Genomic DNA, 15585 nt, shown 5'->3' with positions numbered 1-15585 from the left:
CGCGGACCGGGTGTGTTCAGGGGGTATAAAAAAAGAGCCCCGCATGTTTTTTCATCGCAACCAGTGGTTTTAGCTGGTCTGGAGCGGGCGCTCGATCTGGAACCAGCATAATGGCGTGAAAAAATAGTTCAAGACGAAATTTACATCTTCAAATAGAAGGGCTTGGTCAGTTGGATATATCTGTCGGAATAGGCCCCATCAGCAGAATGGATCACAATTTCACCCCTCTCACACCTGTTTAATCCTCTGCCAAGTAGCAATAAAACACGATTTGCCTCTTTACCCTCTCTGGTGATAACAGCTGTATAACAAATACCATGCAGATCATAATTCGCCGAAATGCATAAAATTTCATCGGCCATCGCCGTCGGCAGCACCAGCGCCACCTGCCCGTTCGGGCTCAGCAAACGATCGCAGGCCGCCAGTAATGCGTGGCTGTCGAGGGCGCCGGTATGGCGGGCCAACGCCCGCGCCGGATCGCTAAATGACTGGCCTGCCACGAAATAGGGAGGGTTGGAGACGACAAGATCGTAAGGGGCAGCCTGATAATCCTGAATGGCACTCTCTATGATGGTCACCCGATCGCCCCAGGGAGAAGCAGCCGCATTCTCCCGCGCCTGACTGGCCGCATTAATATCCAGCTCGACCGCATCAAGACGGCAGTCAGATCTGCTGCGCTGGGCCAGCATCAGGGCGATCAGGCCGCTGCCGGTGCCGATATCGAGCACTCGACGCGCCTGTTCGACCGGCGCCCAGGCACCGAGCAAAATGCCATCGGTGCCCACCTTCATGGCGCAGCGATCGTGATTGATATGGAACTGTTTGAAGGTAAATCCGCGACTACGTCCCATCTGGCCCCCGTCATCTGCAAAAATGGTGGGCGATTATAGCGGCTAAGACACACTCACCAATAGGAGCCGACGAGATAATCGCCTATAATCTGCCGTTTCCTTAATGACCGAGTATTGCCATGAGCCAGTCCTTTGATGATTTCGACCTGCACCCAGCCCTCAACCGGGCCTTGGCCGAGATGGGATTCACCCGCCCCACCACCATCCAGCAGATGGTGCTGGAGCCAGCCCTGGACGGCCGCGATATTCTGGCATCCGCACCGACCGGTACCGGCAAGACCGCCTCTTTCCTGCTGCCGGCACTCCAGCATCTGCTGGACTTCCCGCGCCGCAAGCCGGGCCCCTGCCGCATGCTGATCCTGACCCCGACCCGCGAGCTGGCGCTGCAGGTGACCGCCCACGCCAAGGCGCTGGCGGCCCATACCAACCTCAGCATCGAAACCATCATCGGCGGCGTCAGCCATGAAGAGCAGCTGCCTGCCCTGACCAAGACCACCGACATCGTGGTCGCCACCCCGGGCCGTCTGCTCGAGTACATCGAGAAAGAGGAATTCGAGAGCCACGACATCGAAGTGCTGGTGCTGGATGAAGCGGACCGCATGCTGGACATGGGCTTTATCAAGGATGTGAACCGCATCGTGGCCGAAGCGCGCTACCGCAAGCACACCATGCTCTTCTCCGCCACCCTGGAAGGGGCCGGCCTTGAGAAGTTCGCCAACGAGATCCTCAAGGATCCGGTGGAGCTGCACGCCGAGCCGCCCCGCAGCGAACGTCGCCCCATCACCCAGTGGATCCATCTGGCTGATGACGCCGCCCACAAGCTGGCGCTGCTGACCCATATCCTGAAAGATCCGGAAACCCAGAAAGCCATTATCTTCGTCAAGACTCGCGAGCGTCTGGCGGAGCTCTCCGGCCAGCTGCAGGCGGCAGGTATCTCCTGCGCCTGGATCCGTGGCGAGATGGAGCAGAGCAAGCGTATCGAGTCGATCCGCAAGTTCCACGAGGGGGAGGTACCCTTCCTGATCGCCACCGACGTTGCCGCCCGCGGCATCGACCTGCCGAACGTCAGCCATGTCATCAACTACGACATGCCCTACGGCGCCGATGTCTACGTCCACCGGATCGGCCGTACCGGCCGCGCTGGCAACCGTGGCTGTGCCATCAGCCTGGTGGAAGCCCACGACATGGCGATGGTCGCCAAGATCGAACGCTACACCGAGGAGCGCCTCAAGCGCCGGGTGATCGACGAGCTGCGCCCGAAACACAAGGAAGCGCGGGTACCGGTGAAGAAGAAAAAGCCGGTCGACAAGAAGAAGTCCGCCAAGAAGAAAAAGAAGAAGTGATCGCCTGGCGATAAAGAGAAGGGCCATCCCGCGGGATGGCCCTTCTGCATTCTGAATCACTCTGACGAGTGGTTATGCCACCACTCTGCGCATCCCCATATGGGGGATATCATCTTCGAGATAGCCTTCCCCTTCCGCCACAAAACCGTGTTGGCCATAGAAGCCTTGCAGATGGGCCTGCGCCCCCAGCCAGATGCTGTGGGTCGGCCAGCGCGCCTCGCACGCCTTGACCGCCTCGCCGATCAGCTTATGACCAAGACCACCGCCACGCGCCTTGGGTGAGGTCACCACCCGGCCTATGGCGGCGCCGCTCTCGTCGCCGAGGCCGGGCGCCATAATCCGCGCGTAAGCAGCAAGCAGATCGCCCTGATAACCGAGCAGGTGCCAGACCCCTTCGCGGCGATCGAGCCCGTCCAGATCCTGAAAGGGGCAGGTCTGCTCCACCACGAACACCTCGGCCCGCAGCGCCAGCAACTCATACAACTCGTCAGTGGTCAGTTCAGACCAGGGTTTCAGGATCCAGTTCATCGGCAACTCCTTATCAGTTCGGCCTGCCAGCATAATCGTGGCGCCAGCGCCCTGCATTAACCTTTGTTAAGTTCTTTCAGCCGTTTGCGAATGCGGCTCAGACTAATGGGAGTGATACCGAGATAGGCGGCGATCAGGTGATCCGGCACTCTGGCATCAAGCGCGGGAAAACTGTCGAGAAAGTGCTGATAGCGCGCCTGCGGGCTGCCGGTCAGCAGCAACTGCTCCTTCTCCTCCTTGATGCGCAGCTGCACCTCCAACAGGTGCTGGTACCAGCGCGGCCAGCTGGGCAGCTGGCGCAAGTCGACCAGACTGAACAGCTGCAGATGGCAGGGCTCCAGCGCCTCCACACTGTAGCGGGCAGGCTCGCCACTAAGCAGGTGGTGGAAGTCGAGAAACTCGTCCCCCTCCCAGTAGAACTCCTTGATGTACTCGCGGCCATCCTCCAGCACCAGCTTGGCCCGCAGCAGCCCCTGCTCCACCCTGACCAGTAGATCCGGGCTGTCGCCGGCGTGCCAGAGGCAGCTTTTCGGGCTGAGGGTCAGCGGGCGGGCAAAAGAGAGGAGGCGCGCGGCCTCCTCTCTATCTGCGACCTGCGCCCAATCGAAGGGGGGTCTGTCAGTCAGCATGATTAACCGCGACGCTGACGCACGGCTTCAAACAGGCAAACGCCGGTTGCCACCGAGACGTTGAGGCTGGATACCGCCCCTGCCATCGGGATGCTCACCAGCTCGTCGCAATGTTCGCGGGTCAGGCGACGCATACCTTTACCTTCGGCACCCATCACCAGCGCCATCGGGCCGGTCAGTTTGGCCTGATAGAGGTCGTGATCGGCCTCGCCAGCGGTGCCGACGATCCAGACGCCGCACTCCTGCAGCTCGCGCAGGGTGCGGGCCAGGTTGGTGACCTGAATGAGCGGCACCACTTCGGCGGCGCCACAGGCAACCTTGCGCACGATCGGGGTGAGCCCCGTGGCCTTGTCCCGCGGCACGATCACCGCATGCACCCCGGCGGCATCGGCGCTGCGCAGGCAGGCGCCGAGATTGTGCGGATCGGTCACGCCATCCAGCACCAGCAGGAAGGGCTGGCTCTGTTGTGCCGCCAATTCATCCAGCAGGCTGGCCAGATCGTGCTCGGCGAGCTTCGGCGCCTCTTTCACCCGGGCCATGATGCCCTGGTGATTGTTGCCTTCCGCTTTGTCATCAAGGGTCTTGCGATTCACGCTCTGCACCTTGAGGCCGAGGGATTCCAGCTCGGTCAGCAGGGGTTGCAGCCGGTCGTCATCCCGCCCCTTCAGCGCCCATACCTCGATGAAACGCTCCGGGGTGCGCTCCAGCAGCGCGGTGACAGCGTGAATGCCGTAGATCAGTTCAGTACTCATGTTCAAGATCCGTAGGTCGGGTCGCATAAATGCAGCCCGAAGAAAAATGGCCGTACCGGCAGCCTGACCACCATTATGCTGGCGTCGTCACCGGTCGCTAAATGATGACGCATCATACCAGAGAGACCGGCATCTAGGGAGGAGGAAGCTGCTCGGCCAAGCTCCGGATCTATGACAGGCCTCTTGATCCGGCTGCGCCATCATCCTTGATGGTGCACCTGACCCTACTCTCGGCTGATTGCAGGGGGACAATACCCCACCCAGCAGTGACTAAGTGGGCTCACTACGCTGCGCTCAAAACGGTCGCTGTCCCAATTTCAGCCCTTTCGTCGTGGATGTTCGACTGCAACACAGCTCAAGATGATTAATTTATTGGACTTGCTCAAAAAATCACCACCTCCCGAGATCCTCTCCTGCATCACACGCTAATATAGTCGTTTAGCAACAGCCTCGTCGGAGTCACCTATGAGCCAGGCCAGCGAAACCACGCAGGTAAAAAGCAGCAGACTGAAGGCTGGAATTCAGGGGCGGTAGCCTTGCCTGATGGAGTGGATAAGCGAGTGAAGCAAAACGGTAGCTGTCCCAATTTCACAGTTGATTAAAACGTATGAAATTGCGGATCCAGTACCAGTAGGACTTTTCAGTACGGATGCTGTAGTGATGCAAATGCATCGATGCCTTCATCTCGATACCACCGAAGCCAGCGACCGATGGTCGAACGAGCAGCCCCGGTAAGGTGATGAACATCAGTGATCGTGCTGCCTTCATGTAACAGCAAGATGGCCATCAAGCGACGAGCATGTCCTTTATCACGGGTGGCATGGCGCCGTTGTGGTCGTGGCAGGGGTGGTAGGATAGGCATCAACTCAGTCCTTTGGGTGCGGCTTGTTTTGTTTGGCGACTAATGAGATCGCACAAACTGGACTGAGTTCCCTTCCTCCAGTGATCTACTATTCGGAACAGTTATTTAGCGGAGGGCGGCCCAACCTTTTGCTGCAGCGGACGGCTACGCCGCCCGCTGAGCGCGGGCGTTAGCTGTTCACCTCAACCGAGAGTACTGAAATGAAGAAAACGCTAGTTTTAAAAATTTTCCTGTTTGTTCCATTTATGATGCTTAGTGGCTGCGCAACATCAGTATGGGAAGCAAAGTGGGGGGCAGATAAGCCGCATATTAGCTATGTTTCTCTACAAGCCGGGGAATCGAAACCCGACAAGCTCTATGTTTGGAATCCCAATAACAATGCTGCCTATATTTTCCAGAACGGCAGTTCAGATACCGCAGCATGCTTAGCATCTGCCGATGTTGCAAAAACTCGCAGCTACGAAAGTGAATTTAAAATAGATCTAGGAAAAGTGTTAGATAAAATTTATAGCGCAAAAATAGAAGACCAGTTAAAAATTATTGATACCGTCACCAAACTAACCGAAAAAGGCGAGTCCGCATCGTTTCTTAACGTTGCAATGTTCCATATATGTATGATGGCTGGCGCAGGAAAAATAACTCCAACAGAGGCAAACACCTTGATGGGAAAAGCAATTGACAAGGCTGCCGATATTTCAAAGCCAACCAATAACCACACAGCTAACAACTAGTTAAAACCGTTCGCTTCGCTCACTGGGACGGGCTAAGCCAGCCCATTCACCAAACGTTATGCAGTGGGCACACTGAAACTCTGATCAGGGTGTTCGTAGTTTAATATCAGAGGTTAATGGAGAAACTAATGATTCAAGACTATCGAATGAAGTTCTATGCGTTGTTCATGCTGTTAGCACTAGCTGGATGTAATGCGCTTATCGGCCCACATAGCCCAACTGCTTATGAAAATGCTACGTCTTTAAAGGCTGAAGTTCTGGTCACTCTCGGAAAAGCAAATACACCATATTCAGACAATGAGGCTGAGGTTGAGGAAATTAAACTCAAAGCTGAAAAGGCTTATGAATATGTTAAAGGAATTCCAACAAATCAGTTTAGTACCAAGCAATGGGAAAACCTAAAAGATCCTAATGGCGACTTATTAGGAAAATTTTTCAAAAGGTGGAAAGAGCGGTCAACTCTATCCGACACATTAATTGAAGAATACAAAAAGCTAGCCTCAGATGCATTTGATGAAATCATTTGCTTGGAAGCCAACAAGAAAGAAGCAACAGAGTGCATAGCAGAAGGAGATTCTAAAAATGGCTAATTTCGAAGATTTCATTGATGCATTGAAAGAGGGTGCAAAAGAACTTGCAAAAGAAACATTTGATGGTTTCGAAGATCAGGCAAAACAAGATTCGGAAGACTTTATAGAGAAGTCTAAAGAAGACTTAAAGCGCTGGACGAAGTTGCTTGCTCAAGGTGATATTAATGAGCAAGACTTCAGTGATTTAGTTCTTGCAAAAAAGGCTTTAGCAGAAATGTTTGCACTCAGGCAAACTGGCTTAACCTTAATTAAAGTGGAGAATTTTAGAAAGGGATTTATCAATTTAGTTGTAGATACTGCTTTTGAAGTTTTTCTATAAATTTTGCATAACAAAACCAGTCAGTAGGATGCAGCCAAGCTGCACCTCTCCTGGCAGCGTTAGGCATAACTAAAAAGGAGTAAGCAATGACTGAAAAATATCGAGTTGTCGTAGAATCTCTTAATCTCCGGGATGAGCCATCTATACACGGAAATATTATTGGAATACTGAAGAAAAATGACACTGTTGAGTTCATCAGTATGTCCGGTGACGATTACTGGTTAAGAATTTCATCACCGACCGGAGAGAAAGGATGGGCATCTCATAAATATCTTCAGCTAACTACTGAAGTTGTTGACTCTGATTTCCCCTGGTTAAAGATAGCACTCGGAGAGGTTGGAGTGAAAGAATTTCCTGGAAATGCAGATAATCCGAGAATCGTCGAATACTTGCATTCCACAAATCTTCCTGCACCAGACAGGAATAACGATGAAACCTATTGGTGTTCAGCTTTTGTCAACTGGTGCGTTGAACGTGCCGGGTACGAAGGCACAGATTCTGCGTGGGCTAGAACATGGCTTAATTGGGGGAAGGAAATTAATACACCTCGCAAAGGGTGCATAGTTGTTTTTAAACGAGATAACGGCGGTCATGTTGGTTTTTATATGGGCGAGACTGAGACTAAAATTAAGGTTCTTGGCGGTAATCAGAGCAATGAAGTCAATATCTCAGACTACCCTAAAAGCAATTTTTTAGGTTATCGTATTTCTGGCAACGTTGCCTAACCAGTTATGCAACCGGACGTGGCTATCGCCCATGCCGGTTAATTCGTTGTTAGGTTTTTTATAAATCAGGAGGATTTAATTGGGAAATATCATGGGACACCCACCTTTCTGAGCGCAGCGTAGCGGCCAATAGCTTGGCCATCGCGCAGGGAGTTGACCCTCATCATAGGCACGGATCTTGGCCGAGCTCCGCCCAGAATCTAAGTCCCTCCCCTTTTCGCTGACCATAAAAAATCCGAACCCCGGTCACAGGGTTCGGATTTTTTTCGTCGCCAGGGCTATCAGCAGCTGCTGGCGGAGATAACCCTAGGCCATCAGCCCTTTACGACCTCAGCCCGGGTCGCCGGACCCTGGCCATGGCCATGGCCGAAGGGCTTATCCCTTGGCCTTATCGCGAGCTTTTTTGCCCGGTCGTCTGTTGCTGGGTTTGGCACGTCCACCCTTGGCGGGTTTACCGTGGTCCTTGCCCCCTTTCTCCTTGCGCTTTTCGTGGCGCTCGGCACTCTTGGCCTTCTCTTTCTTGATCTCGGCCTGCTTGCGCGCCATCTCTTTGGCGTTCTTGCCGGTGATCTTGAGGGGCTCTTCCACCATCACGAAGTCGATCTTGCGATCGTCCAGATTGACGCCCATCACCTTGACCCGCACCTTGTCGCCCAGACGGTAACGCCGGCGGAAGTTCTCGCCGATCAGCTGCATGTGCAGGGGATCAAACTGGTAGTAGTCGTTGGTGAGGGTGCTGACGTGCACCAGACCATCGATGTGGATCTCCGCCAGACGGACGAAGAAGCCAAAGCCGGTGACGCTGGCGATGACGCCGTCAAACTCGTCACCCACGTGATCCAGCATGTACTCGCACTTGAGCCAGTCAGCTACGTCGCGAGTGGCATCGTCGGCACGGCGCTCGGTCATGGAGCAGTGCTCGCCCATCGGGTCCACTTCTTCCAGCTGGTAGTGATAACCACCGCTCGGGGTCCACTTGTGGCGCAGGTTGCCCTGTTGCTCCTTGGCAGTCTGGTACTTGATGGCACGGTGCAGGATGAGGTCGGGGTAGCGACGGATTGGCGAGGTGAAGTGCGCGTAGGACTTCAACGCCAGACCGAAGTGACCGATGTTGTCGGCCTGATAGATGGCCTGACGCATGGAGCGCAGCAGCATGGTGGAGAGCAGCTCCGCATCAGGGCGCCCCTCAAACTTGGCAGCCAGCTCGGCAAAGTCTTTCGGCTCGGGCTCGAGACCGCCCTTGAGCTCCAGACCCAGTTCGGCCAGGAAATCGCGGAAACCGGTCAGACGCTCTTCGCCCGGACGGTCATGGACCCGGAACAGGGCAGACGCTTCGTTCTTCTCGATATAACGGGCCGCGGCCACGTTCGCCTGGATCATGCACTCTTCTATGATCTTGTGGGCGTCGTTGCGCACCAGTGGCACGATGCGGTCGATCTTGCGCTGGGCGTTGAAGATGAAGCGGGTCTCTTCGCTCTCGAACTCCACCGCACCGCGCTGATGACGGGCATGCTTGAGCGCCTTGTAGAGGTTGTTGAGCTCCTCGATATGGCCCACCAGCGGATCATACTGCTGGCGCAGCTTGGGATCGCCATCGAGGATCGCGGCAACCTTGGTGTAGGTCAAACGGGCGTGAGAGTTCATTACCGCTTCGTAGAACTTGTAGCCGGACATGCGGCCAGCGGCGGAGATGGTCATCTCGCACACCATGCAGAGACGGTCAACCTGCGGGTTGAGCGAGCAGAGGCCGTTGGAGAGCACCTCCGGCAGCATGGGCACCACGAACTCGGGGAAGTAGACGGAGTTGCCGCGCTGATACGCTTCGGCATCCAGCGCCGTGCCGGGCTTCACGTAAGCGGAGACGTCAGCAATGGCAACCCACAGGCGCCAGCCGCCACCGCGTTTGGCTTCACAGAAGACGGCGTCATCGAAGTCGCGGGCATCTTCGCCGTCGATGGTCACCAGCGGCAGGGCGCGCAGGTCGATGCGGCCCTCTTTGGCTTTCTCCGGCACCTGTTCGCCGAGACCGGCAACCTCTTTGGTCACCTCTTCCGGCCAAGTGTGCGGGATACCGTGGGTACGCAGGGCAATTTCGATCTCCATGCCCGGCGCCATGTTCTCGCCCAGCACTTCCAGTACGGTGCCGACGGCATTGATGCGGGAGGTGGCGCGTTGATTGATGCGCACAACCACGACCTGGCTCTGGCGAGCCCCTTTGTTTTCCCCTTCCGGGATGATGATGTCCTGGCCGATACGGCTGTCATCCGGCACCACGAAACCAACGCCATTCTCGACGAAGTAACGGCCGACAATGTCTGCCTCACGGGACTTGAGCAGGCGCACCAGACGCGCTTCCTGACGACCCTTGCGGTCGATCTCGGTCGGCTGAACCAGCACGTAATCGCCATGCATCAGGCGTTGCATCTCTCGGTTGTTCAGATACAGATCCGGACCACCACCTTCCGGACGCAGAAAACCGAAGCCATCCTTGTGGCCGATTACATAACCTTTGACCAGATTCAGGCGATCCGGCAGGGCATAACATTGGTTGCGAGTGAATACCAGTTGTCCATCACGCTCCATGGCGCGCAGACGACGACGCAAGGCTTCCAACGGCTCTTCATCTTTCAGCTTGAGGACCTTGGCCAACTCTTCACGGGACATGGGCTTTTCATGGCCCTTGATGAGTTCCAAGATCAACTCGCGACTGGCGATGGGGTTATCGTATTTTTCGGCCTCGCGTTCGAGGAAAGGATCTTTTTGAGACATAAGCAGGCCTTAGGGTAGGTGGTAACGGTGCCATTATATCGGAGGGGGGGGCGAATGGCATCCATCGGCTGCCTTTTGGCCAATCTCTCTGTCATACTATCTTCAGTTCGCTGGCATGATGAGACACAGAACTCATGAGTAAGGACACATTTGCCCAATCTGCCGCCTATCTCAAGCAGGCAGTTCCCCTGATGATCAAGTACCAAATCCCAACTACGCCGGACAACTACCACCTCTGGTACAACTATGTCTCGGCCAGCATGCCCGAACTCAACCAGGCGATCGATCAAGCCATCAAACTGCAGGGAACCTGCTCCCTCACTACCTGCGAGCGCCTTTATCACCAGTATCTGGCTGCGCAGGACGAACAGCAGATGGAGGCGATGAAGCTCAACCTTGCAGCCATGGCCAACGAGCTCGGCCACTCCATGCAGGATGCCATCTCCGATACCGGTATGTTTCAGGAGATGCTCGACAAGAGCTTCGACAAGTTAAGTAAGATCGACGATGAGGGGCTGAGCCTGGAAGATACCATGGGCATCTTGCGAGACTTGGTGCGCGAATCGCGGGATGTACGCATGTCCACCATGCACTTTCGCAGCCAGCTCAGCAATGCCGAGAAGGAGATCAAGGAGCTGCGTGCCGCGCTCAACGAAACCCGCAAACTGGCCAACGAGGATGCCCTCACCAACCTGCTCAACCGCCGAGCCTTCGATCTGGAGCTGGAGGGGTTGATCCGCAGTCAGCACCCCTTTTCACTGATCCTCGCCGATATCGATCGGTTCAAAAATTTCAACGACGAATATGGGCACCTGCTCGGCGATCAGGTGCTGCGAGCCTTCAGCAAACGGCTGCGCGATGCCTGCAAGGAGGGGGGCACCGCCTATCGACTGGGTGGCGAGGAGTTCGCCATGCTGGTCCCCCATCGCTCGCTGGCGCTGGCCAGACAGATGGCGGAGAGCATGCGCCGCGCCATCGAGCGGATGTCCATTCTGGATCGCAAATCGGGCCGCCGCATTGACCACATCACAGCCTCGTTTGGCGTGGGTGAGTTCAACGGTCAGGAGAGCGCAGACTGTCTGGTCGAACGTACCGACAAGCTGCTCTACAAGGCCAAGGAGCTGGGGCGCAACCGGGTGATGCCGCTCCCTTCCTGATTTAGTCCCCTGCCCGACCGCAATGCCAATGTAAAAAGCCAGTCAGATCAACTGACTGGCTTTTTGGTCTCTCTTGCTCCGACAAGGGCTGTTCATTCCAGCCCCAGTGGAACTCTGCTCAGTGTGAAGGATTACTCCTGCACCTCGCTGACACCTTCGACTTTCACATCAACACGGCGATCCGGAGCCAGACAGACGATCAGCTCACGCTTGGACTTGCTGACGCAGCTGTCGCCGGTAACCGGCGAGGATTTACCACGCCCTTCCACATTGATCTTGGCGGCCGGGATCCCTTTACCAACCAGATAGTTGGCAACGGTCTGGGCACGCTGTTCGGAGAGCTTCTGGTTGTAGGCATCGGAACCGATACGGTCGGTGTGACCAATTACGGTTGCCACGCCATCTTTGGGTCGCGCCTCTTCAATCTGGCTATAGAGGTTATCCAGTGCCTGACTGGCCTCTGGCTTGAGAGTCGCCTTGTTGAAGTCAAACAGCACATCGGAGCTCAGGGTGAACTGCTTCTCAACCATCACAGGTGCAGGAGCAGGTTCCGGAGCCGGGGCGGGCGCCACAGGGGCAACCTGACCAAAGCGATAAACCGCTGCCAGCGAGAGCAGGCCGTTATCCATTCTCAAACCGGTATCATCGCGGCTGCCATACGGGGTGGTGTACTGATACTCCAGGCGAGCGGCCCAGTCGAGATTGAACGCATACTCGGCACCCAGTGCACCGACCATGACAAAGCGGCTGTCATCTTTGTAGACATCGCTCTTGGTGTCAGCCCAGCCATAACCGCCACCGACACGACCATACAGATCCAGATTATCGGTAACCGGGAAGCCCAGTTTCAGGGTCAGTTGAGCCAGCTGTGTTTTTACTTCATCACTGAAAGCGCCTGCCGCCGTAGTGGCATCGTATTTGTAATTGCCCAGATAGTCGTAACCCAGCTCCAGTCCCAGATTCTTGTTGATCTGATAACCGCCAAACACGCCTGCCCCCAAGGCATCGTTGGTCTCATTGCCAAGGGTCAGGGCATTGCTTTCATCAATGCCGTAGAAGTTGGACCAACCCAGTTTGGCACCGCCATACCAAGTATTGTCTTGACCGGCAGCCTGGGCATTGGCCGCCAGAAAGCCGGTAACCAGCAAGGTAATCAATGATTTTTTCATGTTTGAGCCTCTGCAACTTTATGTAGGAGGAGGTTGATTGATATCACCTCGTCTTATAGGTGCAACCACCCAAAAGCGATCGCAGCATATCAACGTTAGCCTATTTTCAAGTCACCGATATCAATTAACAAAAAACACTCTAACGCAACCACGTTACAAAAACAGCAACAAACGTTTGTTATTTGAACTGAATGTGACGCAAAAAGACGCACAGATGAGGGCTGAAAGGGAAAAAAGGCCAGCAACATGCTGGCCCGAAGCGATATCAGTGACGAACAAACTCGTAGTGCTGATCGATAAAGTCAGCAACACGCTGGCTCAGTACCTTGTGCACCGTCCTGGTCGGATGCACCTGATCCCAGAACATATGCTCATCGCAGTTGAGAGTCGCTGCTCGCCCTTTTGCCTGCCCGCTCACCACCGCCTGCGCCAGGATCGGGTTACCGGCAATAGCCACTCTTTCGGAGACACTCAAAGCCGGGGTCGCAGCCACCTCGGCGGCGCTGCCGGAGAACGGCTTCCATGTATAGCCACCACCGTAGCAGGCGTGTTCTGTGTCACTCAGCCCGAACAGCTGGGGATCGCGCATCATCTCGTCAAACTGCTTGTCCACTTCGAACAGCTTCACGATGCCAAGGGGAGCCAGCTCGCGAGTGAGGTTCTGCAACTTCTGGTTGTGGTAGCTGGCCACATGGCGCACCTTCTCCACCACCTTCATGCTGCGGGCTGACGGGGTCTGCCCCAGATCAGGAATGTTGAACAGCAGGATCTGCTGCGCGCCGTTGAGCACCAACCGGTTGGATGCCAGCCGGATGGTATCGATCACCCGATCCGCATCCCGCTCGGTGTTCCAGCCATAAGCCAGATAGTCGTTGGCACCGACCCAGATCACCACCAGATCATCGGGGCGGAACTTGTCCTTTTTCAGGAACTGATCGATCTCGTAATCGAGGTTGTTGATCACCTGATATTTGGGGTCCCAGGACCAGAAACCGAGCCAGCCGTTCAGAGCCCCCAGATGGTTATAGGCCACCGCGGTCGCACCGCCTTCCGCCTCGTTGGCCACGACCAGACCGGGGAAACGCTCGTCACCCAACTGCTCCAGCCACACCGGGCCGTTGCTGAAACGCCCGTTGAAGTAGGGTGGGCTGGAGGGGAGATACCCCCGCATCTTTTTGTACATCTTGCCGGTGTCGGAGAGGCTGTCACCAAACATCACGACCCGGGAAAAAGGTTGGCGTCCCTCTGCCGCTTGCGCGGTCAATGCCATTAACCCCAATAAACAAACAAGCCATTTTTTCATATTGTTATGCTCTTCGATTAAGCAGGTGAGACCTGCGGACTTCTCCTCGAGTGGCGACAGGCATGGGAAGAGTCTGCTGCCACTGACTTCTGGTGAAGGCGACAGATTACAGTTCCAGATGAAATCACACATGTTCCGCCACCGATGAAATCGATTGCGCTCACAAAACAGACAATCACACCAGCCTATTTCTTTCACGCTTGTTTCACGCCCCCCTCCGCACAATGCCCCCATCCCAACGACAGGAGCATGAAATGAACAAAGCAAGCGCAGCCATTATCGGAATGTTGACCCTGATGTCCGTATCCTCTTTCGCCATGGCGGCCTACACGGGCCCGATGGAGCAGAACAAGGTCTCCGTGGCGCAACTCAAGGATCTGGCCGATGACAGCTGGGCCACGCTGGAAGGCAAGCTGGTCAAGCACCTCGGCGGTGAAAACTACCTGTTCCGCGACGAGAGCGGCGAAGTAGAGGTCGAGGTAGACGAGAAGGTATGGCGTGGCACCGAGGTCGGGCCGGACGACCTGATCCGCATCCGTGGCGAGGTGGACCACAGCTGGAACAAGACCGAGCTTGATGTGGAAAGTCTGGAGAAAGTGGGCGCGGCGCCCAAGGCTAAAGGCGGCTTCATCGCCAAGTAAGGCCGGAATGATCCCTGACTGACCAGACGTAAAAAGGGCGCTGTTGAAAGCGCCCTTTTTCATTTTCCGCTCTGCCGCTGCGACCCGTTAACCGGAACGGCTGGCAAATGTTCGCTTGAACCCCTTCTCGGCCTGATTGACCTTGTAGAGATAGCGACGAGCTTCTGCCTTGGGATGCTGCTCGGTCAGCACCTGATAGACCGCCTCGGGTGAGAGCTGGTTGATCATGCTGGGAGCCGCCTTGCGATCGCTTGAGAAGGTGTTGAGCACCCCGCCAGCCCCACCGTTATAGGCGGAGATCACCGCATAGCGACGGGAGCGCGGGTCCTCGATATCCGCCAGATAGACGGTCTGCAACAGGTGCAGATAGGCGGTACCAACATCGATGTTGTAGGCCGGGTTGAACAGCTCCTCCCGCGTCGGCTGGCCGTTCTTGCCCTTGACCCGAACATAGACGTCACGACCGGCGGTAGCCGGGATCACCTGCATCAGGCCATAAGCGTTGGCATGGCTCACCGCATAGGGGTTGAAGCTGCTCTCGGTCTTGATCACCGCATAGATCAGGCTCTCCGGCACGCCGTATTTGCGCGACGCTTCCCGGATGATCCCCGCATACTTGTAGCCCCGCCTGTCTTCATGGTTGGCCACCATGGGAATATCGACGAAGAAGATGGTGCGAATCCCCAAAGTGCGCTTCTTCATCGCCGTGTTGAGCAGGTAATCGGCATAACGCTCGGCGCGCCAGGAGGCGCGGATTGGCTGGCGCTGATTGTCCAGCACCTGACCGTAGAGGAAGGGCTCGCCACCAGTCAGAATTTCCCGGTCGGAGTAAAGATCCACTTCAGCCGGATCGTCCGGCGTCAGCAGGGTCTCGATGATGGCGCGACGCAGGTGAGCGCGGGGATCGATGCCCGAGACCGTCTCCACCATGATGTGACCGCTGGAGAAGTCGATGTGGGCCCGGCTCTTGTACTGATCCGTGTATTTGACGTAGTCAAACTTGCCCGCAAACAGCGCCTCCCGCCCCCATATCTCGTTCACGTTATGGGAGAGCGCGCTGATCATGTGTTCAAAACCGCGGATGTCCTTGCCGTTGACCAGATCGTCATCCTCACTCCCGCTGGGCTTGGGGGAGGATGAGCAGGCAGAGAGAAACAGCAGGGTGCACAGCAGCCAAAAAATTCGGCCCATAGGATCCTCAAACCGGGCAGCAGAG

16 protein-coding genes and 1 pseudogene are annotated in these 15585 nt (G+C 55.8%); 7 read left to right on the top strand and 10 right to left on the bottom strand.

The window, feature by feature from the left end:
- Positions 1-140: 140 nt before the first annotated feature.
- On the bottom strand, positions 141-851 hold the full coding sequence (locus G5221_RS13340) for a tRNA1(Val) (adenine(37)-N6)-methyltransferase (protein ID WP_421263391.1): 711 nt from the start codon (positions 849-851) through the stop codon (positions 141-143).
- A 119-nt stretch (positions 852-970) separates the two neighbouring features.
- Here G5221_RS13340 and srmB point away from each other — a divergent pair, with 119 nt between their 5' ends.
- The gene (gene srmB / locus G5221_RS13335; RefSeq protein ID WP_005343175.1) at positions 971-2194 is read left to right on the top strand and encodes an ATP-dependent RNA helicase SrmB; all 1224 of its coding nucleotides are present in this window, start codon (positions 971-973) and stop codon (positions 2192-2194) included.
- A gap of 72 nt (positions 2195-2266) precedes the next feature.
- Here srmB and G5221_RS13330 read toward each other — a convergent pair whose 3' ends face one another.
- The 5 genes and pseudogenes from G5221_RS13330 to G5221_RS13310 all read right to left on the bottom strand — a co-directional run.
- A complete protein-coding gene (locus tag G5221_RS13330; RefSeq protein WP_421263390.1) occupies positions 2267-2722 on the bottom strand; it encodes a GNAT family N-acetyltransferase in 456 nt (151 codons plus the stop codon).
- Positions 2723-2778: 56 nt separating this feature from the next.
- Positions 2779-3351 carry a Crp/Fnr family transcriptional regulator gene (locus tag G5221_RS13325; protein WP_421258225.1) on the bottom strand — a complete coding sequence of 191 codons (573 nt, stop codon included), beginning with the start codon at positions 3349-3351 and terminating at the stop codon, positions 2779-2781.
- A gap of 2 nt (positions 3352-3353) precedes the next feature.
- Positions 3354-4103 (bottom strand): 23S rRNA (guanosine(2251)-2'-O)-methyltransferase RlmB, encoded by a 750-nt coding sequence (gene rlmB, locus G5221_RS13320; RefSeq protein ID WP_421263389.1) that lies wholly within the window; start codon positions 4101-4103, stop codon positions 3354-3356.
- A 588-nt stretch (positions 4104-4691) separates the two neighbouring features.
- A complete protein-coding gene (locus G5221_RS13315) occupies positions 4692-4775 on the bottom strand; it encodes a phage integrase N-terminal SAM-like domain-containing protein (RefSeq protein WP_421263404.1) in 84 nt (27 codons plus the stop codon).
- Positions 4759-4965, bottom strand: a pseudogene (locus G5221_RS13310) (helix-turn-helix domain-containing protein); the annotation flags it as partial. The pseudogene G5221_RS13310 and the gene G5221_RS13315, both read right to left, overlap by 17 nt.
- A 200-nt stretch (positions 4966-5165) precedes the next feature.
- On the opposite strand from G5221_RS13310, the gene G5221_RS13305 reads away from it, so the two are divergent.
- The 4 genes from G5221_RS13305 (at position 5166) to G5221_RS13290 (ending at position 7330) form a co-directional block, all read left to right on the top strand.
- Positions 5166-5696 carry a hypothetical protein gene (locus G5221_RS13305; protein ID WP_421263388.1) on the top strand — a complete coding sequence of 177 codons (531 nt, stop codon included), beginning with the start codon at positions 5166-5168 and terminating at the stop codon, positions 5694-5696.
- 128 nt (positions 5697-5824) lie between these two features.
- Positions 5825-6286 carry a hypothetical protein gene (locus G5221_RS13300; RefSeq protein ID WP_421263387.1) on the top strand — a complete coding sequence of 154 codons (462 nt, stop codon included), beginning with the start codon at positions 5825-5827 and terminating at the stop codon, positions 6284-6286.
- Complete coding sequence (locus G5221_RS13295; protein WP_421263386.1) at positions 6279-6605, top strand: hypothetical protein; 327 nt, start codon at positions 6279-6281, stop codon at positions 6603-6605. Before G5221_RS13300 ends, G5221_RS13295 begins: the two co-directional genes overlap by 8 nt.
- Before the next feature lie 86 nt (positions 6606-6691).
- A complete protein-coding gene (locus G5221_RS13290; protein WP_421263385.1) occupies positions 6692-7330 on the top strand; it encodes a TIGR02594 family protein in 639 nt (212 codons plus the stop codon).
- 375 nt (positions 7331-7705) lie between these two features.
- Here the strand turns inward: G5221_RS13290 and rnr are convergent, their stop codons facing one another.
- A complete protein-coding gene (rnr, locus tag G5221_RS13285; protein WP_421263384.1) occupies positions 7706-10099 on the bottom strand; it encodes a ribonuclease R in 2394 nt (797 codons plus the stop codon).
- 134 nt (positions 10100-10233) lie between these two features.
- Here rnr and G5221_RS13280 point away from each other — a divergent pair, with 134 nt between their 5' ends.
- On the top strand, positions 10234-11256 hold the full coding sequence (locus tag G5221_RS13280; protein ID WP_421263383.1) for a GGDEF domain-containing protein: 1023 nt from the start codon (positions 10234-10236) through the stop codon (positions 11254-11256).
- A 131-nt stretch (positions 11257-11387) separates the two neighbouring features.
- Here the strand turns inward: G5221_RS13280 and ompA are convergent, their stop codons facing one another.
- Both ompA and G5221_RS13270 read right to left on the bottom strand, forming a co-directional pair.
- Positions 11388-12425 carry a porin OmpA gene (ompA, locus tag G5221_RS13275; RefSeq protein ID WP_421263382.1) on the bottom strand — a complete coding sequence of 346 codons (1038 nt, stop codon included), beginning with the start codon at positions 12423-12425 and terminating at the stop codon, positions 11388-11390.
- Positions 12426-12690: 265 nt separating this feature from the next.
- Positions 12691-13728 carry an SGNH/GDSL hydrolase family protein gene (locus G5221_RS13270; RefSeq protein ID WP_005363031.1) on the bottom strand — a complete coding sequence of 346 codons (1038 nt, stop codon included), beginning with the start codon at positions 13726-13728 and terminating at the stop codon, positions 12691-12693.
- 254 nt (positions 13729-13982) lie between these two features.
- Here G5221_RS13270 and G5221_RS13265 point away from each other — a divergent pair, with 254 nt between their 5' ends.
- Entirely contained in the window at positions 13983-14369 is a 387-nt protein-coding gene (locus G5221_RS13265) for a YgiW/YdeI family stress tolerance OB fold protein (protein WP_033115065.1), read from the top strand.
- A gap of 87 nt (positions 14370-14456) precedes the next feature.
- Here the strand turns inward: G5221_RS13265 and mltC are convergent, their stop codons facing one another.
- On the bottom strand, positions 14457-15560 hold the full coding sequence (mltC, locus tag G5221_RS13260; protein ID WP_421263381.1) for a membrane-bound lytic murein transglycosylase MltC: 1104 nt from the start codon (positions 15558-15560) through the stop codon (positions 14457-14459).
- Between the last annotated feature and the right edge of the window lie 25 nt (positions 15561-15585).

The sequence above is a fragment of the Aeromonas sp. 602200 genome (assembly GCF_049173895.1).
In the GTDB taxonomy this organism is placed as follows: Bacteria; Pseudomonadota; Gammaproteobacteria; order Enterobacterales; family Aeromonadaceae; genus Aeromonas; species Aeromonas veronii_A.
The sequence above is the reverse complement of the archived record's forward strand: the minus strand, read 5'-3'. Positions and strand labels throughout refer to the sequence as shown.